Annotated in this window: 13 protein-coding genes; 7 read left to right on the top strand and 6 right to left on the bottom strand. The window is 62.1% G+C overall.

What is annotated here, in order from left to right; genetic code table 11:
- Positions 1 to 127 precede the first annotated feature (127 nt).
- Positions 128 to 946, bottom strand: coding sequence for a UDP-2,3-diacylglucosamine diphosphatase (locus ACA047_RS08605; protein WP_497358409.1), 819 nt, complete (start codon positions 944 to 946; stop codon positions 128 to 130).
- A 146-nt stretch (positions 947 to 1,092) separates the two neighbouring features.
- On the opposite strand from ACA047_RS08605, the gene ACA047_RS08600 reads away from it, so the two are divergent.
- Together ACA047_RS08600 and ACA047_RS08595 are read left to right on the top strand one after the other, a co-directional pair.
- Positions 1,093 to 1,842 (top strand): helix-turn-helix transcriptional regulator, encoded by a 750-nt coding sequence (locus tag ACA047_RS08600; protein ID WP_497358407.1) that lies wholly within the window; start codon positions 1,093 to 1,095, stop codon positions 1,840 to 1,842.
- 92 nt (positions 1,843 to 1,934) lie between these two features.
- Positions 1,935 to 2,828 carry a DMT family transporter gene (locus ACA047_RS08595; protein ID WP_497358405.1) on the top strand — a complete coding sequence of 298 codons (894 nt, stop codon included), beginning with the start codon at positions 1,935 to 1,937 and terminating at the stop codon, positions 2,826 to 2,828.
- Here ACA047_RS08595 and ACA047_RS08590 read toward each other — a convergent pair.
- Complete coding sequence (locus tag ACA047_RS08590) at positions 2,822 to 3,109, bottom strand: Rdx family protein (protein ID WP_497358403.1); 288 nt, start codon at positions 3,107 to 3,109, stop codon at positions 2,822 to 2,824. The genes ACA047_RS08595 and ACA047_RS08590 overlap by 7 nt on opposite strands.
- Before the next feature lie 72 nt (positions 3,110 to 3,181).
- Here ACA047_RS08590 and ACA047_RS08585 point away from each other — a divergent pair, with 72 nt between their 5' ends.
- The gene (locus ACA047_RS08585) at positions 3,182 to 5,371 is read left to right on the top strand and encodes a patatin-like phospholipase family protein (protein WP_497358401.1); all 2,190 of its coding nucleotides are present in this window, start codon (positions 3,182 to 3,184) and stop codon (positions 5,369 to 5,371) included.
- Between the two features lie 78 nt (positions 5,372 to 5,449).
- On the opposite strand, the gene ACA047_RS08580 is transcribed toward ACA047_RS08585, so the two are convergent.
- The 3 genes from ACA047_RS08580 to recQ form a co-directional block, all read right to left on the bottom strand.
- Entirely contained in the window at positions 5,450 to 7,414 is a 1,965-nt protein-coding gene (locus ACA047_RS08580; RefSeq protein ID WP_497358399.1) for a motility hub landmark protein FimV, read from the bottom strand.
- 112 nt (positions 7,415 to 7,526) lie between these two features.
- Positions 7,527 to 7,961 (bottom strand): MarR family transcriptional regulator, encoded by a 435-nt coding sequence (locus ACA047_RS08575; RefSeq protein WP_497358397.1) that lies wholly within the window; start codon positions 7,959 to 7,961, stop codon positions 7,527 to 7,529.
- A 117-nt stretch (positions 7,962 to 8,078) separates the two neighbouring features.
- Entirely contained in the window at positions 8,079 to 10,205 is a 2,127-nt protein-coding gene (gene recQ / locus ACA047_RS08570) for a DNA helicase RecQ (RefSeq protein WP_497358395.1), read from the bottom strand.
- A gap of 329 nt (positions 10,206 to 10,534) precedes the next feature.
- On the opposite strand from recQ, the gene ACA047_RS08565 reads away from it, so the two are divergent.
- A complete protein-coding gene (locus ACA047_RS08565; RefSeq protein ID WP_497358393.1) occupies positions 10,535 to 11,122 on the top strand; it encodes a UPF0149 family protein in 588 nt (195 codons plus the stop codon).
- Positions 11,123 to 11,130: 8 nt separating this feature from the next.
- Entirely contained in the window at positions 11,131 to 11,526 is a 396-nt protein-coding gene (locus tag ACA047_RS08560) for a YbaN family protein (protein WP_497358391.1), read from the top strand.
- 1,022 nt (positions 11,527 to 12,548) lie between these two features.
- On the opposite strand, the gene ACA047_RS08555 is transcribed toward ACA047_RS08560, so the two are convergent.
- Positions 12,549 to 19,649 (bottom strand): retention module-containing protein, encoded by a 7,101-nt coding sequence (locus ACA047_RS08555; RefSeq protein ID WP_497358389.1) that lies wholly within the window; start codon positions 19,647 to 19,649, stop codon positions 12,549 to 12,551.
- 450 nt (positions 19,650 to 20,099) lie between these two features.
- Here ACA047_RS08555 and ACA047_RS08550 point away from each other — a divergent pair, with 450 nt between their 5' ends.
- Together ACA047_RS08550 and ACA047_RS08545 are read left to right on the top strand one after the other, a co-directional pair.
- A complete protein-coding gene (locus tag ACA047_RS08550) occupies positions 20,100 to 21,458 on the top strand; it encodes a TolC family outer membrane protein (protein WP_497358387.1) in 1,359 nt (452 codons plus the stop codon).
- An 18-nt stretch (positions 21,459 to 21,476) separates the two neighbouring features.
- Positions 21,477 to 23,636 carry a type I secretion system permease/ATPase gene (locus ACA047_RS08545; RefSeq protein ID WP_497360265.1) on the top strand — a complete coding sequence of 720 codons (2,160 nt, stop codon included), beginning with the start codon at positions 21,477 to 21,479 and terminating at the stop codon, positions 23,634 to 23,636.
- Positions 23,637 to 23,734: the final 98 nt, after the last annotated feature.

The following is a 23,734-nucleotide window of genomic DNA, read 5'->3' as shown; positions in this document are numbered from 1 at the left end:
AAAGCGTGGCGAGGGAGCTTGCTCCCGTTGGGCGAGAAGCGGCCCTGATTTGGGCTGCTGCGCAGTCAGCGGGAGCAAGCTCCCTCGCCACGGTATGTGTGTTTCCTTAAGAGGGTGTCAGACCGGCCTACACCGGCTCAGTCACTTTCAACTCAGCCTTGATCAATGCCTCCCGCGCCTGAGCCTCCGCCAACCGATACAACTCGATCGACCCATCCCAATGCTCGATCAACGCCGTGCACGACTCAACCCAATCGCCACAATTGAGGTACTCCACCTCGCCCACCTTGCGGATCTCGGCGTGGTGAATATGCCCGCACACCACACCGTGCAGCTCGCGCTTCACGCATTCATGGGCGATGGCTTCTTCGAAATCACTGATGAAACTGACGGCGGTTTTGACTTTGTGCTTGAGGTACGCCGATAGCGACCAGTAACCGTAGCCATAACGGGCCCGCCAATGGTTGAGCCAGCGGTTCAGCGTGAGGGTGAACTCGTAGGCCGAGTCCCCGAGGAACGCCAGCCAGCGGTGATAACGGGTGATGACGTCGAACTGATCGCCATGGATCACCAACAGGTGCCGACCGTCGGCGGTGACGTGCACCGCCTCATCCACCAACTGGATATTGCCCAGGATCAGCTTCGAATAACGCCGCAGGAATTCGTCATGATTGCCGGTGACGTAGATCACCTCGGTGCCGCGCTTGCTCATGGTCAGCAAGCGGCGAATGACGTTGGTGTGCGCCTGGGGCCAATACATGCCGCTGCGCAGCTTCCAGCCGTCGATGATGTCGCCCACCAAGTAGATCTTGTCGGCGTGGTAGCCCTTGAGAAATTGCGACAAGTGCTCCGCCTGGCAATCCCGGGTGCCCAGATGCACATCGGAAATCCACAGGGTACGAACACGCTGTTTGCGGTTGGGTCTGGCGAGCTCGGCGCTGGTCATGGGCAACCCCCTCTGATCGTTTTTCCCACTGTGCACCCCAGCGGTTAATGGCCCATGACAAACACAAGTCGATTACATGACAACGCGAGCCGCCGCGCCCTCGGTGTAGACCGGTGTAGACTGAGGGCCTGCCCCGGGAGACCGCGATGAGACCGATCCTCACGCTACGCCACTACAGCCACGACTTGATCGTCCACAGCCATGACCATGCCCAACTGGTGTTCGGCTTGTCCGGCTTGCTGGATTTCGAGGTCGAAGGTTACGGCAGCCAGGTGGTGCAGCAGAGTTTCGTGGTGGTGCCGTCCGGTGCCCATCACGCCTGCGGTAGCCCCCATGGCAGCCGGTGCCTGGTGCTGGATGTGCCGAGCGATGACTGGGTCGGGCAATGCCTGGGCGATCACGCTGACACCAGTCGCCGATTGCTGGACAACGCCGCTCGCCTGCCCCTGGATGCCGGGCAAAGCCAGTTGGTCAGTTGGCTGGCGGGCAGCCCGGTGGACGACCCGGTGATCGCCCAGCAAGGCGCGGTGCTGCTTCTGGCCAGCCTCAATGGCGCTCGCCACGAAACGGTCGGCGGCCGGCGCCTGCCCTACGCCGCGCTCAACGCCCACATCGACCAGTACGCCGCCTATCCCCTGCAAGTGGCGGACCTGGCGCAGGTCGCCGGGCTCTCCAGCGCCCGCCTGCATGCACGCTTCGTCACCGAATGTGGGCAAACCCCGATGGATTACATCCGCAGCCGCCGCTTGCACAAAGCCGTAGCGCTACTGCGCGATTCGGAGCTGCCCATTGGTGAGATCGCCCATCGGGTCGGCTACAGTTCCCAGAGCGCCTTCGCCGCCGCGGTGCTGCGCGAATTCGGCACCTCACCGGGCAAGCTGCGGCGTCAACGCTAGACTCGCGCTAGAAATCGCTAGGATCGCGACAGACAAAAACGGCCGACAAGGGGTTCAATACCCTGATGCTCAACCGTTGAACAAGGACCGCAATGACTCCCCGTACTGCCTTGGGCGCCCTGCACATTGGCGCACTCATGTTTGGTCTGACCGGTGTATTCGGCAAGCTCGCCGCCGCCTCGCCGACGGTCATCGTGTTCGGTCGCGCCGTATTCGCCGTGCTGGCCCTGGCGTTTTTTGCCCGGTTCGCCAGCAAAACCCGCTGGCAGAAACTGCGGGCGCAGGACGGCCGGCGTTTACTGCTCGGTGGATTGTTGTTGACCGGGCACTGGGTGAGCTTCTTCATTTCGGTGAAAATCGCCGGGGTCGCGATCGCCACCCTGGGGTTCGCCAGTTTCCCGGCCTTCACGGTGTTGCTCGAGGGGCTGATTTTCCGCGAGCGGATTCGCGCCAATGAAATCCTGTTGGTGCTGCTGGTGAGCATCGGCCTGGTGCTGGTTACGCCGGACTTCGACCTGGCCAGCGGCGCCACCACCGGCCTGCTGTGGGCTGTGGCTTCGGGGCTGCTGTTTTCCCTGCTGTCACTGACCAACCGCGCCGGCTCCGCGCACGTGCCACCGGTGCAGGCCGCGCTGTGCCAAAACGTGGTGGTGGGGTTGTGCCTGCTGCCAATGGCCGCGCCGCAACTGAGCGCCGTGCGCCCTATCGACTGGCTATGGATCGGCCTGCTGGGGGTGTTCTGCACCGGCCTGGCCCACAGCCTGTTCGTCGCCAGCCTGGCGGTGATCAAGGCCCGCACCGCCGCGGTGGTCTTCACCCTGGAGCCGGTCTACGGCATTACCATGGCCTGGCTGCTGTTCGATGAAAACCCAACCCCGCGCATGCTCCTGGGCGGCGTGGTGATCATCGTTGCGATCGTAGTGTCGAGCCAACTGGGCGGCGGCTCGAAGAAACCGGGTGTGGCCGTCGAAGCCGCGTCTCACTGAGTCCGGTCGTTGTGGCCCAGGTCCCGCTCCGGGTCGATCCGGTCGCGGACCCGCTGCTTGAGGACCTTGGCCTCTGGAAAACCGCCATCGGCCTTGCGCTCCCAGATCTGCGTACCGTCGCAACTGATATGAAACACCCCGCCGGTGCCGGGTACCAAAGACACTTTGCCCAGGTCGTCGCTGAAGGTGCTGAGCAGTTCCTGGGCCAGCCAGGCGGCGCGCAGCAGCCATTGGCACTGGGTGCAATACGTGATGACGACTTCCGGTTTGTGCTCGGTCATTTGCGGGTGAACTCCTGGGTTCGAAGGCATCGCTATAATACCCGCCTTTGACTGCCCACCCCGAGATTGACGATGCGCCGCCTGCTGCCCTGTCTGTTTGTGTTGCTATTGCCCCTGTTCGCCCACGCCATCGAAGCACCGCGCCCGAAAATCGGCCTGGTGTTGTCCGGTGGCGCGGCACGAGGCCTGGCCCACATTGGCGTGCTCAAGGCCCTGGAAGAACAAGGCATCAAGATCGACGCCATTGCCGGCACCAGCATGGGCGCCGTGATCGGCGGGCTGTATGCCTCGGGCTACAAGATCGACGAACTGGAAAAACTCGCCCTGGGCATCGACTGGCAACAGGCGTTGTCCGACGCCCCGCCACGCGAGGACGTGCCATTTCGGCGTAAGCAGGATGACCGGGACTTTCTGGTGAAACAGAAACTGAGCTTTCGCGACGACGGCAGCCTCGGCCTCCCGTTGGGCGTCATTCAGGGGCAGAACCTGGCCCTGCTGCTCGAAAGCCTGCTGGCCCACGTCAGCGACACCCGGGACTTCGACAAATTGCCGATCCCTTTCCGCGCCGTGGCGACCGACATCGCCAGCGGTGAAAAAGTGGTGTTCAGCAAGGGCCACTTGCCCAAGGTCATCCGCGCCAGCATGTCGATCCCGGCGGTCTTCGCCCCAGTGGAACTGGACGGCCGGTTGCTGGTGGACGGCGGCATGAGCGACAACATCCCGCTGGACGTGGCCCGGCAAATGGGCGTGGACGTCGCCATCGTAGTCGACATCGGCACGCCACTGCGCAACCGTAAACAACTGGTCACGGTGATCGACGTGTTGAACCAGTCGACAACGCTGATGACCCGGCGCAACTCCGAAGAACAACTGGCGACACTGGGCAAGGACGACCTGCTGATCCAACCGGCCCTGGCCAGCTTCGGCGCCACCGACTTCGGCCGGGCCCGGGAAATGATCGACGCCGGTTACCGTGCCACGCAGATCCTTGAGGCCCGACTGGCGCGCCTGCGTCCCGCCGAACCGGTCGACCCCGAACTGATGGCCGCGCGCACCCCGGGCGAGCGCACGCCTGTCATCACGGCCATTCGCGTGGAGAACGACTCGAAAGTCGGCGACGACGTGATTCACTATTACATTCGCCAGCAAATCGGCAAACCGCTGGACCTGGGTCGCTTGCAGACCGACATGGGCACGCTGTACGGCCTGGACTACTTCGAACAAGTGCAATACCGCGTGGTGCACAAGGGCCCGGACCACACGTTGGTGATCAGCGCCCGAGGCAAACGTACCGGCACCGACTACCTGCGGCTGGGGCTGAGCCTGTCGGACGACATGCGCGGCGACAGCGCTTTCAACCTCGGCGCCAGTTACCGGGTCAACGGCATCAATCGCCTGGGCGCCGAATGGCTGACCCGCGCGCAGATCGGTGGCAAGCAGGAACTGTACAGCGAGTTCTATCAGCCGCTGGACGTCGGTTCGCGCTACTTCATCGCACCCTATGGGCAATTCGAGTCGCGCAACGTGGAGTCCATCCTGGACAGCGACCCGGTGGCCCAGTATCGCGTCGAGCGCTATGGTTTTGGCCTGAACGTGGGCCGCCAGATCGGCAACAACGGCGAAATCCGTTTCGGTGTCGGCCAGGACTGGGGCAAGGCGGATGTGCGCATTGGCGATCACGACCAGCCCAGCGAGGACTTCAATGAGAGCTTCTACGAGCTCAAATACTCGTTTGACGCCTTCGACAGCGTGTATTTTCCCCATGAAGGAGAAGACATTAGTGTGTACTGGCGCCAGTACGAACCGGGGTTGGGTTCCGACCAGCGTTATCGCCAGTGGGAACTCAAACTGGACAAGGCCCTGAGCAGCGGCCCGGATACGCTCATTCTGGGCGGGCACTACGGCCGCACCCTCGACACGGCCGAGGTCGTGACTTCAAGTTTTGTACTCGGCGGTGCGCAGCAGTTGTCGGGCTTTCGCGAAGACGGGATATCCGGGCAGAACATAGGCCTGATGCGCGCGGTGTATTACCGCCGGCTCACGCCGCGGGCCTACCTGCCGCTGGACTTTCCGCTGTACATCGGCGGCTCGCTGGAACGCGGCCGGGCCTGGAACAACGACAACGAGTTCGACAGCGGCTACATCAACGCCGCCAGCATTTTCCTGGGGTTTGATACGCCGCTGGGGCCACTGAAATTCAGCTATGGCTTTAACGATGATGATGAGCAGGCGGTGTATCTGAATTTGGGGCAGACGTTTTGATCGGGCATGACGAACGCAACTTGTGCCCGCCGCAGTTCGACTGTGTGTGCGGGCTTGCTCGCGAAGAGGCCAGCAGGCTCAGCGAATCGCGGCCAGCAGTACCCGGGCGGTCTGCTTGAGGGGCTCGTCACCCTCTTGGAGCAGTTCTTCAAGCAGCGCGACGGCGGTCTTCAGGTCGCCATCATCGATGCAACTCTGCGCCTGCTCCAGTTTGACCGAGTGTTCCGGTGTCTTGGGTTCCAGTGAGATAGGCTCGAGGGACATGGCGTCGAGGGACATCGGTTCAAGGGGCAGCGACTCCAGCTCCAGCGACTGCTCTTCATCGGCAAACCCGTCAAGGAAGGCATCGTCCAGCGATTCGGTTTCCAATGGCGCGCCCCATTGCAGATCCGGCTCGTCGAACCCCGAGAGCGACAAGCCCTCAGCAGCGTTGATCGCAGGCGATGGGGCAGCGCTTTTTTCAGTGGTGGGGTTCTGGACGTCGGTCAAATCCCAACTGGTTTCCAGGTTCAGCTCGAATTCGTCGCTGGGCACAGGCTCGGGTTCCGGGACCGGCGCCAGGGGCTCTGCCGACGCCACCACGGGAGCGGTAATCGCAACCCTGGGGTAGCGCCCGCGGACCTCCTCCAGCATCCAGGCATCGACGCCCTGCGCCAGCAAATGATGTTCCTGGGCCTGGAAACCGATGACATCGCCCTGCTTGCCCAATACTTCCAACAACTTGAGGCCCAGGTCGGTGCGTTCCGGCTCCGCCAGCAATGCGGCGCGCAGCAGCCCCGCAGCCTCGGTGAAACGACCATAGGTCAGGTAAATCCCGACCCCTTCCAGCACATCCCCCAAGGGAGCGTCACCGTTATTGAACGACGTGGCGGCTTCGGGCTGCTCCGTGCCGGCTGTCGGTGCATAGGGCTCATTGCCGTCTTCCAACACCGGCTCAGGACGTTCGGGCATCGGCTCTGAGGCGGCCTGCTCGTGCTGCCGACGACGAATGAACAGTAACAGCGCGAGCAGCCCCAGCAGGCTCACCAACCCCGTCACCCACAGCCAGTTGATGCCCTCTGGCTCTGTGACCGGTTCTGTCGCTGGCTCGGCATCAACCGTCGGTGCGGGTGCGGGTGGCTCCGATTGCGCCTGGGCCGACGCAACGGGCGCTGGCGTGACGGCGACCAGTTGCGTCTGCAATTGGCTGATCTGCTTGCGCTGGCTGGCGATCTCTTCGTCCTGGGCCTGGAGCCGGGCCTGCAGTTCGTCGATGGTCTTCTGTTGCTGCTGGTTTTGCAGCACGCTGGCGGCCAATTGCTCGTCAGACCCGATAGACGCCGGGGCTGCAGCGGTTTCAGCAGGCGCCGGCAGCACGGCCGAATCGGGCAATAACAAGCGCTGACCGATGGAGAGCCGGTCGCTGCCGGGGTTCAGGGCCTGGATCCCTTGCATCAGTTCATTGGCCGAAGCGTTGCTGCCAGCGTCGTGCAGACGTTTGGCGATGACCCAGGGGTTGTCCCCCCGCACGACGGTATAACGCTTACCTTGTACAGCCGGGGGTGGCTTGATGGCAGGTGTTGCCTGGGTCGACATCGAAGACTGGGGGGCGGTGGAAGGTTCATCACGGGCGGGCACGATGCCCGGCGTGCCCGGCGGGTCGATCAGCACGGTGTATTCGCGCAGCAGGCGCCCGTTGGGTTGATTGAGCTGTACCAGGAAATTGAGGAACGGTTCCTCCACCGGTTTGCTGGAGGTCACCCGAATGAAACTGCGCTCGCCACGCAACACCGGCGTAAAGCGCAGGTTACTGAGAAAGAACACCCGCTCTACACCGGCACGATTGAAATCGCCCAAGGTCGCCAGGCTGGCCGACAGATCGCCCTCGCTGATCCCGGCCACGTCGACCAGAGCGATATCGGCACGCAATGGCTGGTTCAGGGCGGAGTGCAGCGTGATCTCCCCCAACCCCAGCGCAGACGCCACAGCCGAATACCCCAAGGCACCCAAGACGACCGACACGTTGACCCAACTGCGCAACGTGGACTGCAAACTTTCAAGCATGGGCATCCCTTTGATCACCAGACTGAGCGTAAACGCATCCAATACGAACGCTTAGTACTGGTTATAGTTCGCGAACCGCCGAATCTCAAAAGTCTGACACCGGGGATATGCCTCAGGATTTTTCCAGGTTGGCCAGGATCGTGCCGTGAACCCGCATGCACACCCGCATGTCGGCTTCATTGATGCCCTGGAACAACTCCCGGCGCAGTTGCTCAGCAATGGTTTCGATTTGCTCGATCAGTGGTCGGGCCGGTGCGCAGAGCACGATTTTCTTGGCCCGGCGGTCTTCGGCTACGGCCTGACGCTGCACCAGCCCCTGGGTTTCCAGGCTGTCGAGCAACCGGGCCAGGGTCGGGCCTTCGACGCCGACGCTCTGGGCCAGTTCACGCTGGGTCGGCGCCTGTTCGAAACGGGCCAGGTGCAGCAGCACCAACCAGCGCGCCTGGGACAGGCCCAGCCCGGCCAGACGGCGATCCAGCTCAGCACGCCAGCCTCGGGACATTTGCGCCAGCTGCATGCCAAAACGGTGTTGATCGGTTAAAGGCATAAAAAAACTCATCAGATCTGAAATAGAAAAAACTAATTATTAGTCAGCTAAGCATGAGCTTCGGATTCAAGCAAGGTTTGCCCTGTACTGAATCGTTAAAGGAACGTAACTCACTGATCAGACTTCGAATTCCGACTGCAACGCAGCCCTGACGCAATACAGAACGCCTTCAGGTACCCGACCGACAAACAACGCGGCGATTTCCGACACCGGAGGCAGCTCGCCTTCGCCATCCAGAAACGCGTCCTGCACCTCCCCCATCAGCTCCTCGGGCAGGTCCAGAGCCTGTTCCAACGACAATTGCTGCTTGGCGATGGCCTCGGCCAGCATCGTATAGACGTTCTTTTCCGAGCACTGCAATTGCCCGGCGATCTGCAATGGCGTCATACCGGCCCGGGCCAGGGTGATCAATTCGTGGCGTACATCGGCCACCACTTTCGGCGCCTCTGCCTCGCCGCCCAGCACCTGGAGGAAGGCCTCGCCATAACGTTCCAGCTTGCGCGCGCCCACGCCACTGACCCGGGCCATTTCCGCCAGGGACGTCGGCTGGCTGCGGAGCATTTCCAGCAACGTCGAGTCGGGAAAAATGACGTACGGCGGCACGCCATGCTCCTCGGCCAGCTTGCGACGCAAGGCGCGCAAGGCTTCCCACTGATCGCGCTCTTCGCCGCGCACCAGTTGGCTGGCCTGGCTCTTGCTGCTCTTGACCGCCGTTGCCGGCTTGAGGTCGCGGCGCAGTTCGAGGGAGACCTCGCCTTTGAGCAAGGGCCGGCAGCTCGCACTCAAGCGCAGGCCGCCGTAGCCTTCCAGGTCGATGTCCGCCAGGCCGCGCGCCACGAGCTGGCGGAACAATGACCGCCACTCGCTCTCGGAGCGGGCCTTGCCGACCCCGAACACCGCAAGATGCTGATGGCCGAAGCTGCGGACCTTCTCGTTGTCCTTGCCCAGCAACACGTCCACCAGATGCCCCACGCCATAGCGCTGGCCGGTGCGATAAATGGCCGACAACGCCTGGCGGGCCGGCTCGGTGGCGTCCCAGGTCTCCACGCCGTCGACGCAGTTGTCGCAATGCCCGCAAGGCTGGGGCATGTCTTCGTCGAAGTAGGCCAGCAAGGTCTGGCGACGGCAGCGGGTTTCTTCGCACAGCGAGAGCATGGCGTCGAGCTTGTGCTGCTCCAGGCGCTTGTGGCGCTCGTCACCTTCAGAGTTCTGCAGCATCTGCTTGAGCATCACCACGTCCTGCAGGCCGTAGGCCATCCAGGCATCGGCCGGCAAGCCATCACGGCCGCCACGACCGGTTTCCTGGTAATACGCCTCGAGGGATTTGGGCAGGTCCAGGTGAGCGACGAAGCGTACGTTGGGCTTGTCGATGCCCATGCCGAACGCCACGGTGGCCACCATGATCAGGCCTTCTTCGTTGAGGAAGCGCTTCTGGTGATAGGCCCGCAGGTCGTTGGGCAGGCCGGCGTGATAGGGCAATGCCGGAAAACCCTGCTCGCAGAGAAACGCCGCCACTTCATCGACCTTTTTGCGCGACAGGCAATAGACAATGCCGGCGTCGCTGCGCCGCTCGGCAAGGAACGCCAGCAACTGCTTGCGCGGCTGCTCCTTGGGCACGATGCGGTAGAAAATGTTCGGCCGGTCGAAGCTGGAAAGGAACCGCTCGGCGTTCTGCAAGTGCAGGCGCTCGACGATTTCTTCGCGGGTCCGTTTGTCGGCGGTGGCGGTCAGGGCGATACGCGGCACGTCGGGGAACAGTTCTGCCAGTTGCCCCAGTTGCAGGTATTCGCGACGGAAATCGTGACCCCATTGGGACACGCAGTGGGCTTCGTCGATGGCGAACAGGGCGATTTCCAGGCTCTGCAAGAACGCCAGCATGCGCGGCTGCACCAGGCGTTCGGGCGCCAGGTACAACATCTTCACTTCACCGCGCTTGATTCGCGCCGCCAGGTCTCGCTGCTGCTCGGCGCTCAAGGTGGAGTTCAACGCAGCGGCGGCAACGCCCAGTTCCTCGAGGGTGGCGACCTGGTCGTCCATCAATGCGATCAACGGCGAAACCACCACCGCCAGGCCGTTGCGCAACAGCGCCGGCACCTGGAAGCACAAGGACTTGCCGCCGCCGGTGGGCATGAGCACCAGGGCATCGCCACCGCTGGCCACGCGCTCAATAATGGCACCCTGACGGCCACGGAAACTGTCGTAGCCGAAGATGTCCTTGAGGACGCGTTGAGCCTGTTCGAGCATAAAAACTCCAAAAATCACCGAAACATCCCTGCAAGGCTGGTTCAGAATCACAAACGCTGCACCGGCAAATCGTAAGTGCGCGTTTCGAACCGGCGAGACGCCGCAGGGCATCACAAAACGCGGCAGTATACCCGAGGCCTTCCCTGCAAAGGGCCCTGCTGACAAGAGGTGTTGAGGCGAGCGCTGGATGAAAACCTCGCCACGGGTTGTATACCTTGGCATTTGGGGCAAACCCGCCGCCACAAAAAGGCAAATACGCCACGCGGCTGGCCTGGGCGCTCAAGAAGGCCTAGAATTCCCGCATTGTTTATTCCCCAAGGTAGCCCGTAATGTCCTTCGCTGAGCAACTGACCCGCCTGCAAGTCTTCCTCGACGCCGATGAGCTGCACGAAGAAGCGCTGGATTACGTGGCCGCTCACGGCTATCTGACCGCCCTGTCGATCTGCTCCGAAACGGTGCCGGAGCGTGAGTGGATAGACGCCCTGTTCGCCGAAGAGCCGCATTACGCCGACGAAGCCCAGCGCGCCGAAATCGAAGCGACGCTGGTAGGCCTCAAAGCCCACATCGCCCGTCAACTGGCCGCCGACGAAGAATTCGAGCTGCCGTGCGAACTGGACCTGGGCGATGACCCGGACGATTCGGAACTGCGCGGCTGGTGCATCGGCTTCATGGAAGGCGTGTTCCTGCGCGAAGCGGCCTGGTTCGAAACCGCCGAAGAAGAAGTCAGCGAAATGCTGCTGCCAATCATGGTCGGTTCGGGCCTGTTCGACGAGCAACCGGAGTTTTGCGACATCGCCGCCGACGCGAACCTGATGGACGACATGATCGTGCAGATCCCGGAAGCCCTCACCGCCCTGTACTTGCTGTGCAACGCACCGGACGAGAAACCGGCGATCCTCAAGCCTCGCCACCACTGAGTGGCCGGGTGCGCGCGCCCATTGGCAACCGCTCACTGATCCTGCGTTACGCTCTACTGGCCGTCGGCTGGCTGAGCGTAGTGCTGGGGGTCATCGGCATCTTCCTGCCGGTATTGCCCACCACCCCTTTCCTGCTGCTGGCCGCCGCCTGCTTCGCCCGCAGCTCGCCCCGTTTCTACCAATGGCTGGTAAAGCATCCCCGCCTCGGCCCGTGGATCAGCGACTATCTCAATGGCAACGGCATCCCGCTTAAAGGCAAGGTCTACGCCATCGGGCTGATGTGGACGAGCATCTTGTTGTCTTGCTACCTGGTGCCCCTGCCGTGGGCGCGGGGGTTCATGTTGACCAGCGCAGTGCTGGTGACGGTTTATATCCTTAAGCAGAAAACACTGCAAAAGCCCTGAATGTGGGCGAGAGCCTCTTCGCGATGGCCTCTAACCCCACCGCTTGTCAGATAACGATACCCACCTGTTATTTCTGACAGTAGTTGCCCGACGCTCGCCGTCACCGGTATTTGTTTCGGTGTAGGACGTTGCAGGACTGGGCTACGTTGCCTTGCTCCGTTGCCTACAACTACGCCAGAATCCGCCGGCTTGTGCGCCTTGGGGTCGGGTTCTATCGTTTGCGGGGCGCTGACGAATCAGCGATCGGGTTTGGTAGCCCGGGGTTTCGGTGCATAGCGTCACCTCTTGCAAGTGCAGTCATACGCTTCGCTTTTTGGTGGCCATGCGCAGGGCCCTTTCGGAGGCGCCGGTTCCGATACCCGGTCTACCAACCTTCGTATGGCCACCACCCATCGTTTGGTCGCGAAGGGGTGATGGCTCCTTTCCAAATGTATCGGAGCTTCAACTACGTTCAAAGTAACCCCCAACCCGCCGGACACCGATCCGACATCCCCAGGCGCCCCCTTCAATTCGAAAGAATTCGATAAAGCCACCGAGCGCCCTCGACTTTTACCTCAAGCCCAAACCGACCGAGCCCGAGGCTGATCTGCCTTTAAGAAGCCAGATTTTCAACGTAGTGAACGGTGTCGATACCTAATGTCTGCTGGCAAACCGCGCGCTGGACAACGTCGACCCACGCTAGCCGGCACGCCCCCCTCACCACAAAGGATCTGAGTGGCCTCAGAAAGTTGCTCGTTCCCATGCTCCGCGTCACGCTTCAAAAACGGAACGCGGAGCGTCCCTGGCGGCATTCCCACGTGGGAGAGTGGGAACGATCAGGCACGAACATCCCGCGCTCACCGACACAGCCCCCCGTGGCGAGGGAGCTTGCTCCCGCTGGGTGGCGAAGCCGCCCCAAATGGAATAATGCGGTCTTCCAGGCAGACCGCGTCAGCCGGCTTTACGACGGCTGCGCCGCCGAGCGGGAGCAAGCTCCCTCGCCACTGGACTCTGAGTGTCTCCTAGAGAGCACGAACCTCACCTCACACCGTATCCACTTTCAACGAATGGTCGTTCAACATCCCGTTGATGATGGTCGCCGTGTCCGTGCCTGCAATCATCCCATCCACGCCCGGCGTGACGCCGTAGTGGCTGGCCAGGTTGACGCCGGCCAGGTCAATGGTCTGAGTGGTCGCCGCGCCAGCGGTGGTGCTGACGTCGATGCTGGTGATGACCGAAGCGCCGCTGCCGGTGACGGTGAAGTGCAGGTAGTCGTCCAGTGACGCGGTGCTGCCGTTTTCCCCAAGCAGGAGTTGGGACAGGTCGAGTTTGTCGGTGCCTGATGTGAAGTCCGTGATCACGTCGTGGCCGCTGTTGTCGGTCAGCCACTGGAAGGTATCGGCGCCGCTGCCGCCAGTGAGGGTGTTGTTGCCCAGGCCGCCGATCAGGACATCATCGCCGCCACCGCCATTGAGCACGTCATGGCCCAGCCCGCCGTTGATGCGGTTGCTGGCGCTATCACCCGTGAGGGTGTCGTTGAAGTTCGAGCCGATGAGGTTTTCGATGCTGGCCAGTGTGTCGGTACCGGCGCCCTGGGTGTTCTGCGCCGCCAGCAGGCCCAGGTTCACCGTGACTGCGGCGCTGGCGTGGGCGTAGCTGGCGGTGTCGTTGCCCGTGCCGCCGTCGAGCAGGTCGTTGCCCGTGCCGCTGTAGAGCAAGTCATTGCCCGCCCCGCCGTGCAGGGTGTTGTTGCCCGAGTCTGCACTCAGTATGTCGTTGCCGTCGCCAGCATTGAGAACGTTGTCGCCGGTGCCGGCCAGCAGCACATCGTCCCCCGCCGTGCCGGTGAGCGTGTGGCCGGCCTGGTAGCTGATGCCCACCGCCGCGCTGTCGCTGCCGCCGTGGTTGTCGCTGGCGGTATAGCTACCGTGGTAATCCGAGGTGCTGTCTTGCCCCCCGGCGTAGTTGACGGTCATGGTCAGTTGGTAGTTTTCCGAGCCCTTGGGGTTGCCGCCGCTGGGATTGGCGATGTTGGTGACGTGGATCTGGTAGTTACCATCCGCCGCTGCGGTGAACGAGGCACCGTCGGTGATCGCAATGAAAGGCCCACCGTTGAGGGAGTATTCCAAGGTGATGTGACCGGCCGCCAGGTTGTGGTCCAGGGTGAGGGTTTCGCCCTGTTTGAGGCTGATGTTGAGCCGATCCTCATCGTTAGCGTTGTTGTTGGAAACCGCCCCCAGCGCGCCGCTGACCACCAGCACCGCGGTCATGGTCGCGGCATTGGCGACGAAGGCGCTGCGGTTGAGGTTGATCGACTGCACGTTGTTGCCGGTGAAGCTGACCGTGCCGGTGCTACCGGTGAAGTCCGCGCCCCTGGCGGCCCAGCCGGTATTGAAGCTGGTGGGTGAAGCGGTGAGCGGATCGCCGTTGGCGTCGCTGTCGTTGCCCAGCAACAACTCCCCCGGGACCACGATATTGCCCGACAGCACGTTGGTGATGATGTTGTCGTCGACCGCCACGGGCGGGCTGTTGGGAACGACTTTGATCACCAGGCTGGAACTGGCCAGGTCGCCGTCGTTGTCGCTGACGGTGTAGCCGATGTTCTCGGTGATCAACGTGCTGGTGGCGGTCTGGGACGTGTAGCTGTACTCGCCGGTGTCGAAATTCACCACCAAGGTGCCATTGTGACTGGTGGCGATGCTCACCGTATTGTTGGTGGTGTTGAAAGTGCCATGGTTGGCGCCGCCGCTGGCGGTCAGCGCACCCTGGCCACCGTTGGCGGTCGGGCTGTAGCTGTACGTGGTGCCATCGACCACCAGGCTTTTGACAAACCCGCCGTCGGCACCGAACGAGCCGCCCTCGCCCAGCAAACTGCCGGTCACCGGTATGCCTTGCACGGTACCGGAGAGCACCGAGTTGAGCTGGTTCAGGTCGGTGACCACCACCGCGTTGGTGTTGGTGTGGGTACTGCCGTCATAGGCCAGCGGGTCAAGGTTGGCGTTGCTGACGCCGCTGCCCAGGCCGATGGCGTAGTTCTTGATGCCGTTGGCGTCGAGGAACGCTTTCCACGCGGCCTCGTCTGCCGAGCCGGTTTCCTGGCCCGAAGTAGGTTTGCCGTCGGAGAAGAAATAGCCAATGTTCTGCGCCCCGGTCAGTTGCCCGGAAGTGACAAACGCGGTCTTGGCCGCCGCCAACGCTGCGTCGTAGTTGGTCCCGCCGTCTGCCGTCAAGCTGGTGAGGAGCGACTTGGCAGTCGCCACGTCTACCCATACCGACGTCTGGTTGGTGGCGCTGCTGCTGAACGTCACCAGCTGGACTTTCACATCCCCCAGGGCATCGTATTTGTCGAGCAAGGCACTGATGGCCTGTTTCGCCAGGTCCAGCCGCGAGAGCCCCGGCACGCCAGAGGGATCGACCATACTGCCGGAGATATCGAGCACGATCAGCAGGTTCGAATCGATCTCCACCGCCGTCACCGAACGCTCGAACGCGACGGCTTTGGGCACGTCGTCGACGATGCTTACCACCAGGCTACCGGTGACGCTATTGCCCAGGGCATCGGTGGCTTTATAGGTGAAGCTTTCGCTCAACACGTTCGAGCCATCGTTGGCGTTGGGCGTCGTCGTGGCTGGCGAAGTCAGGGTGTAGGTGTACGAGCCATCGGCATTGAGCGATAACTGACCATAAGAACCAGTGGCGCTGCCGACCAAAGCGAAGGTCACGGCGCCGGTGGTACCGGTGACCGAGTCGACGAGGCTGCCGGTGGCGGTTTCGCTGGTGGCGCTTGGGTTGCTGCCGGTGACGGTGCCGGGGGCCAGGTCTTGACCATCCTGATTCAGGTCGAGGGCCTTTTCGTAGACGGTGATGTCCTGGTCGGTTTTGGCGGTGAGGCAGCTGTTGTCGACGTCGATGGTGATGGTCGTGGTGCTTTCATCGCCGTCGGCATCGCGTACGGTGTAGGTGAATACATCGGTCGCGCCCGCTGCGCCGACGGCGTTCGGGTTGCTGTGGTAAACGGCGTTGCCGTTGGCGTCCAGGGTGAGATAGCCGTAGGTGCCGTTGATTTGGGTGTTGAGGCCGCCGATGGCCGAGGTCGAGGTGTCGTTGCCGGCGCGCACGCCGATGATTGCACCACCGTCGGCGCCAAGTACGTCGTTGTTCAGCACATTGCCACTGATCGTCCCGCCCTCTTTCACCGAATCAGAATCGGCATGAGCCTTGGGCACGTCGTCGACGATGTTGATGACGATGGTGCTGGTGACGGTGTTGCCCAAGGAATCCGTGGCTTGGTAGGTGAAGCTTTCACTCAACACGTTAGCGCCATCGTTGGCGTTGGGCGTCGTCGTGGCTGGCGAAGTCAGGGTGTAGGTGTACGAGCCATCGGCATTGAGCGATAACTGACCATAAGAGCCAGTGGCGCTGCCCACCAAAGCGAAGGTCACGGCGCCGGTGGTACCGGTGACCGAGCCGACAAGGCTGCCGGTGGCGGTTTCGCTGGTGGCGCTTGGGTTGCTGCCGGTGACGGTGCCGGGGGCCAGGTCCTGGCCATCCTGATTCAGGTCGAGGGCCTTTTCGTAGACGGTGATGTCCTGGTCGGTTTTGGCGGTGAGGCAGCTGTTGTCGACGTCGATGGTGATGGTCGTGGTGCTTTCATCGCCGTCGGCATCGCGTACGGTGTAGGTGAATACATCGGTCGCGCCCGCTGCGCCGACGGCGTTCGGGTTGCTGTGGTAAACGGCGTTGCCGTTGGCGTCCAGGGTAAGATAGCCGTAGGTGCCGTTGATTTGGGTGTTGAGGCCGCCGATGGCCGAGGTCGAGGTGTCGTTGCCGGCGCGCACGCCGATGATTGCACCACCGTCGGCGCCAAGTACGTCGTTGTTCAGCACATTGCCACTGATCGTCCCGCCCTCTTTCACCGAATCAGAATCGGCATGAGCCTTGGGCACGTCGTCGACGATGTTAATGACGATGGTGCTGGTGACGGTGTTGCCCAAGGAATCCGTGGCTTGGTAGGTGAAGCTTTCACTCAACACGTTAGCGCCATCGTTGGCGTTGGGCGTCGTCGTGGCTGGCGAAGTCAGGGTGTAGGTGTACGAGCCATCGGCATTGAGCGATAACTGACCATAAGAGCCAGTGGCGCTGCCCACCAAAGCGAAGGTCACGGCGCCGGTGGTACCGGTGACCGAGCCGACAAGGCTGCCGGTGGCGGTTTCGCTGGTGGCGCTTGGGTTGCTGCCGGTGACGGTGCCGGGGGCCAGGTCTTGACCATCCTGATTCAGGTCGAGGGCCTTTTCGTAGACGGTGATGTCCTGGTCGGTTTTGGCGGTGAGGCAGCTGTTGTCGACGTCGATGGTGATGGTCGTGGTGCTTTCGTCGCCGTCGGCATCGCGCACAGTGTAGGTAAATACATCGGTCGCGCCCGCTGCGCCGACGGCGTTCGGGTTGCTGTGGTAAACGGCGTTGCCGTTGGCGTCCAGGGTGAGATAGCCGTAGGTGCCGTTGATTTGAGTATTGAGGCCGCCGATGGCCGAGGTCGAGGTGTCGTTGCCGGCGCGCACGCCGATCACGGCGCCGCTCGCGGCTGGCCCGTCGGCACCGCCCACATCGTTGTTCAGCACGTTGCCACTGATTGTCCCGCCCTCTTCCACCGAGTCTGCATCGGCATGAGCCTTGGGCAAGTCATCGACGATGTTCACATCCAAATTGCCGTTGGCCGTGGTGCCGTTGTCATCGGTGACGACTACGGCAAATTGTTCGCTGAGGCTGTTAGCACCGTTGGCATTTGGATGAGCTTCGTTGTCCAGCAAGGTGTAGCTGTAACTCACCACGCCTGTGGTGGAATCAAAGCCAGTGATGGTCAACGTATTGCCCAGTGCAGTTGTGACGGACTGTGGGAAACCCGCTGCAACGCCGCCCGTCACCACGTTGATGCCGCCGACGCTCAAGGTCTGCACACCATCCAATGCGCTAATCGTAAAACTGCCGCTCTGAGTCAGCGCCGGGGCATTCGGACTGCTGCCATCGCTGAGGTTTTTCTCCTGAACCGTCAGTTCTCCGCCCTCGGCGTCCAGGCCACTGATGACCACCGGGTCGTCGTTGTTATGCACTTGCAGCACAAGGTTGGCAGTGCTGGTGTCGCCGTCGGCGTCGGTCAGGGTGTAGGTGAAGGTTTCGCTGCCATTGCCGCCGCCGTGCAAACCTTTGAAGTCTGTGTCAGCCGTGTTGAGCGTGTAGGTGTAAGAACCGTCGGCGTTGAGCACCAATGTGCCGTAGGTGCCGGTGAAGGTGCCCGGCGTGACGGGGCCCGAAGTCACGCGATCCGCACCTTCGGTATCGTTGGTCAACACGCTGCCGGTCAGGGCCAGGTGGGTTTCTGAAGAGGTCCCGGCGTTGCTGTCGTCCACGGCCTTGGGCAGGTCATCGACGATGTTCACATCCAAATTGCCGTTGGCCGTAGTGCCGTTGTCATCGGTGACGACTACGGCAAATTGTTCGCTGAGGCTGTTAGCACCGTTGGCATTTGGATGAGCTTCGTTGTCCAGCAAGGTGTAGCTGTAACTCACCACGCCTGTGGTGGGTTCGTAGCCAATGATGGTCAACGTGTTGCCCAGTGCAGTTGTGACGGACTGTGGGAAACCGGCTGCAACGCCGCCCGTCACCACGTTGATGCCGCCAACGCTCAAGGTCTGCACACCATCCAATGCGCTAATCGTAAAACTGCCGCTCTGAGTCAGCGCCGGTGCATTCGGGCTGCTGCCATCGCTGAGGTTTTTCTCCTGAACCGTCAGTTCTCCGCCCTCGGCGTCCAGGCCACTGATGACCACCGGGTCGTCGTTGTTATGCACTTGCAGCACAAGGTTGGCAGTGCTGGTGTCGCCGTCGGCGTCGGTCAGGGTGTAAGTGAAGGTTTCGGTGCCGCTTCCGCCGCCGTGCAACGCGACGAATTGCGGGTCGCTGGTGTTCAGGGTGTAGGTGTATGTGCCGTTGGGGTTGAGCACCAGGGTGCCGTAGGTTCCGGTGAAAGTCCCGCCAATGATCGGCCCACTGTCCGTGCCCGTGGGGATACGGTCGGCGCCCTGGTGGTCGTTGGGCAAGACGTTGCCGGCGAGGGTAACCAGGGTTTCCGATGCCGTGCTGGCGTGACTGTCGTCGATAGCCTGGGGCACGTCGTCGGTGATGTTGACGTCCAGGGTCCCGGTGGCTGTGTCGCCGTCGGTATCGACGGCCACGACCGCAAACTGTTCGGTGATGCTGTTGGCACCGCCGCCGGCAGGATGGGTTTGATTGTCCGTCAGGGTGTAGCTGTAACTGACCACGCCCGTGGCGGGATCGTAGCCAATGATGGTCAACGTGTTGCCCAGCGCCGAGGTAATGGATTGGGGAAAGCCTGCGGGCACACCGCCGGCGATCACGCTGATACCACCGATGTTCAGGCTGCTTAGCCCGTCGGGAGCGGAAAGGGTGAAGGTGCCGCTTTGTACCAGCGCCGCCGCATTACTGGCCGAACCGTCGGCCAGGTTGGCCTCGTTGGTGGTCAGCTCGCCGCCGTCTACCGTCACGCCGTCGAGGGTCACGGGGTTGTCTGGCGTTTCGGGGGGCACCGGTGGCACGGTCCCATCGTTGCCGTTGTTATCCGGATCACCGGCCAGACGTTCAAGAGGAAACTCGGGAATCGCGTTGAACCCGGCAGTGGGAAAGCCGATCTGCGGATCGACCTCGTCGCCCACTTCCTCCAGCAATACAAAGCTGTGCCCACCCCCCAGACCGCCCACCGCGTTACCGGCACCGGGACCAGCAGCCGTGGCTTCGCCGGCCTGCGTCGGGTCGGCACCGGCGGCGATGGCTTGTTGCAGTTTTTGTACATCGGTCAGTTGCGCATCACTCGGTGCCGACGCTTCAGGCGTGTCGACATGGGGCGCGTGGTTGGCAAGCAGCTGCGGGGTCAGGGTCAGGTTGCTTTCACGGCCCAGGGTCAACGCCTGACCGTTCTGCAAATGCACGGCCACAGCCGCTTCGGCACCGGTAATCAGATGCTCACCGGCATAGAGCCGATCGCCTTCGACCAAAGGCCGCCGCAGGCCACCGGCCGTTTCTGCGAAAACCTGCCCTACTACCTTGCTGACGGTACCGATGAGCGCTGCCATGTGCATTTCCTCCGTTGCCAACCGTGGTCGGCACCTGTCTGGGTGAAGAATTCGTGCTCAGGTTGCAACCAAAAAAACTGGAAAATTTGCCAGCTTTTGCAGAGCCAGAAGCGCTAGCCATTCGCCATAATGACAAAAAACCGTCACTCAAAACGGCCCTGCTTTTTTCCCTTTTGACACTTCTTCACATCGTTTAAAAATTTTCATGGAACTTTTATTGACGCCTAAAAGCCGTCAGAGCCCGCATATTCAAAGGCTTTCGCTCTGAACAATGTGACGTTTTTTTCCAAGCACATAAGTTTTTTTCGGAATAATAATTATGAAAAATTCTTCTTAGGTTTTTCGTAGGATGTTCTTAGCTGTGTTGTTACAAGGTTGAAACGGTTTTGATCTTAAATACGCCAATATTTTGGCGACAGCCCAGCATTACAGACTTCAGGAGATGTACCCATGCGCGTTCTCCCCCCCTTCTACAGCGCGATTTTCCTGGCCATTGCCTGCTCCTCTCAGGCGCAGGCAATGTCGTTGACCGAAGCAATCCAGAGCACCATTGCTACTCACCCAGAACTGGCACAACGGGTGGACAGTCGTTTGTCGGCCAATGAAGAGGTCAAGGTCGCCAGGGGGGGCTTTTTCCCGTCGGTGGATTTAAATGCCGCCTACGGTCGCGGCTACAGCGACAACACCAACACCCGGGCGCTGGGTAATCACCACACCAACATCCTGAACTACACCCAGTCGGAGCTGCGTCTGCGGCAGATGCTCTTCGACGGGTTCAACACCGCCAATGAAGTGGAACGTACCAAGGGCGTGGTCAACTCCCGGGCCTATTACGCCCAGGGCACCGCCCAGGACTTGGCCCTGCGCACCATCGAGGTCTACCTGGAAGTACTCAAGCGTCGGGAACTGGTAACCCTGGCCAAGAACAATATGCAAGCGCACTTGCGGGTCAACGACCAGATCGGCCTACGCACCCAGCGCGGGGTGGGCAGCGCGGCCGACTCCGACCAGTCCAATGCCCGCCGGGCCCTCGCGGAAAACAACTACGACACCGCCGAGGTGGACCTGGCCGACGCCGAGGCGAACTTCTACAGCGTGGTCGGGCGCATGCCCGATGAACTGGAAACGCCACCCTCGACCAAAGGTGAGATACCCGCCGACCTGCGCGAAGCCCAGCAAAGCATGATAGATAACCACCCCTACCTGAAATCGGCCCAGGCTGACGTGCAGTCTGCCGAGAGCCAATATGAAGTGGCCAAGTCGCCGTTCTACCCGCGTTTCGACGCCGAAGCGGCGGTGGGTGCCAATAACAACATCGCCGGCGAAGAAGGCCACGACAACAGCTGGCGGGTCGGTGTGGTGATGAACTACAACCTGTTTCGCGGTGGCAGCGACAAGGCCCGGCTGGCCTCCAACGCCCACCAGATCAATCAGGCCATGGATATCCGCAACAACGCCCTGCGCCAGCTCAACGAAGACACGCGCCTGGCCTGGAACGCGATGATCAACGCCCGCAAACAGACCCCCACCGCCCGCGAATATGCCGACACCACCGCCCGTGTGCGTGCCGCGTATCAGGATCAGTTCGGCCTCGGCCAGCGGACCTTGCTCGACCTGCTCGACAGCGAAAACGAGCTGTACAACGCCAACCGTCGCTACACCGAAGTGCGCTACACCGAGGAGTACTCGATGTACCGGGTGCTGGCGAACATGGGCCAGTTGTTGAGCAAGCAACGGGTGGTGCTGCCGGCCGATGCGGTCGCCCAGATCGACGTCAAAAACGAAGCACGGCTGCCTGAACTGAAGTAGCTCATGGGAGCGATCACTGTGACCAGCATGGAACCCGCAACCCCCGGCGCCGATCCGCGCCTGAACTTCGATGATCCGCTGCTGGACGGTCTGTTGATCCTCTGCAAACTCCATGGTGCGACGGTCAGCCGCGCCAGCCTCAGCGCCGGGCTCCCTATGGCGCACCAACGCCTGAGCCTGGACCTGCTCCCTCGCGCAGCGGCCCGGGCGAGTTTGCAGGCGCGCTTGCTGCGCCGCGACCTGGCCGACATCTCGGCACTGAACCTGCCGGTGATGCTGATTCTGGCCGGTGGTCGCTGTGCGGTGCTACGGCGTTGGAGCGAAGACGGCCAGGCGCTGATCCTGCCCAGCGAAGCCGATGGTGGCGAGCAATGGGTCAGCCGCGAGGAGCTGACCGGCGACTACAGCGGCCAGGCGCTGTTCGCCCGGCCGCGTCATGAACTCGAAGACCTGCGCGCGCCTCTGGTGCCACGGGTCGAGGCCTGGTTTCGCGACACCTTGAAACTGTCGCGCTGGCTGTATAGCGACGCAATCCTGGCCAGTTTTTTGATCAACCTGTTGGGGTTGATGGTGCCGTTGTTCGTCATGCAAACCTACGACCGCGTGGTGCCAAACCAGGCCACCTCCACGTTGTGGGTGCTGGCCGTGGGGCTGTTGATCGGCACCGGGTTCGAGCTGGTGCTGCGGGTGGTGCGCGCCCATCTGCTGGACACCGCCGGCAAGAAAACCGACGTAATTCTCTCCGCCACCCTGTTCGAACGCATCACCGGCATGGCCATGAAGGCCAAACCGGTGACCATCGGCGGGTTCGCCCAGAGCATCCATGACTTCCAGGGCCTGCGGGAATTTCTCACCGCCGTGACCCTCACCAGCCTGATCGACCTGCCCTTCGCCGTACTGATGCTGGTGGTGATCGGCCTGCTGGGTGGCTGGCTGGTGGTGATCCCGGTGGTGGCTTTTCCAATCACCATTGTCTTCGCGATGATCATCCAGGTGCGGCTGCGCGACACCGTACAAAAGAGTCTGGCCCTGGGCGCCCAACGCCAGGCGCTGCTGATCGAAACCCTCGGTGGCCTGGAAACCCTCAAGGCCTGCAACGCCGAAAGCGAGCGCCAGCATCAATGGGAAAGTACCCACGGTGCCCTCACCCGCCTGGACAGCCATGCCCGCAACCTCTCGGCACTGGCGACCAACGGCACGTTGTTCCTGCAACAACTGGCCGGCATGGCGACCATCGTCGCCGGGGTCTACAGCATCATTGCCGGCAACCTCAGCGTCGGCGCGCTGGTGGCGACCTACATGCTCGGCAGCCGAGTGCTGGCGCCGCTGGGGCAAATCGCCGGGCTGATCACCCGCTACCAGCAGGCCCAGCTCACCATGCGCAGCACCGATGCCTTGATGGCATTACCCCAGGAGCGCGATGCCAGGCAACGACCGCTGGACCGTACCCAATTGCAGGGCGCACTGGACGTCAACGGCGTGACGTTCCATTACGACGGTCAGAACGCCCCAGCGCTGGCGAACGTGAGTTTCAGCCTCAAGCCCGGCGAACGGGTCGGGATCATCGGCCGCAGCGGCTCGGGTAAAAGCACCCTGGCGCGCCTGGTGATGGGGTTCTATGCACCGCAGGAAGGCCAGTTGCTGCTCGATGGGCTGGACCTGCGGCAACTGGACGTCGCCGACCTGCGCCAGCAAATCGGTTACGTCGCCCATGACCTGCCGTTGCTGGCCGGCAGCCTGCGAGACAACCTCACGCTTGGGGCCCGCTACATCAGCGATGCCCGCATGCTGGAAGTGGCGGATTTAACCGGTGTCACTGAACTGGCCCGCCAGCATCCCCAAGGCTTCGATCGCCCGGTGGGCGAGCGCGGGCAGTTGCTTTCCGGCGGTCAGCGTCAGACCGTGCTGCTGGCCCGGGCCTTGCTGCTCGACCCGCCGATCCTGTTGCTGGACGAACCCACCAGCGCCATGGACAACAGCAGCGAAGACGTTTTGCGGCAAAAACTCCACACCCGGATCCAGGGCAAGACCGTGCTGCTGGTCACCCACCGCACCTCGATGTTGAGCCTGGTGGACCGGCTGGTGGTTTTGGACAACGGACGGATCGTTGCCGATGGGCCGAAAGAAACGGTGATTGATGCACTGCGCAAAGGGCGGGTGGGGTCTGCGGCGGTGTAAGCCGCTCTAACTGTCAACACAACACCTGTGGGAGCAAGGCTTGCCCCCACAGATAACTCTTTCAAACCACAGGTTATGTGTTCGGCCTTATCTCCTTT

The sequence above is a fragment of the Pseudomonas sp. LBUM1664 genome, assembly GCF_059695895.1.
This window is presented reverse-complemented; position numbering and strand designations above follow the sequence as displayed.